The sequence below is a fragment of the Pelomicrobium sp. G1 genome, from assembly GCF_051905455.1.
GTDB lineage: Bacteria > Pseudomonadota > Gammaproteobacteria > Burkholderiales > UBA6910 > Pelomicrobium.
In genome coordinates this window covers 1-240 of sequence record NZ_JBQACR010000560.1, presented here as the reverse complement: position 1 = coordinate 240, position 240 = coordinate 1, and the positions used below count along the sequence as shown (strand labels likewise).

The 240-nt window shown below is 75.8% G+C and carries 1 pseudogene; it reads right to left on the bottom strand.

The window, feature by feature from the left end:
* A pseudogene (locus tag ACTFO6_RS19620) lies at positions 1–240 on the bottom strand (adenylyl-sulfate kinase); the annotation flags it as partial.

The window sequence follows — 240 nt, the reverse complement described above, 5'->3', positions numbered from 1 at the left end:
GGGTGACCGCGTCGCCGGCTTGGGCCCGCTCCACCGGGCCGTCGAGGCACAGCACGGTGCGCACCTGGGCCGAGCGCGCGCCGGGGTAAATCCAGACCTCCATGCCGGGCGCTCCCGCCCCCGACTCCACGCGCCCCATGAGCCGCCGGCCTTGGCCCGGTTGCCGCGGGCGGCCTACCAGTTGCACGAAAAAGCGAACCGGCTGCGGTCCTAGGTCGCGGGCGGGGTCCAGGCGCTCCC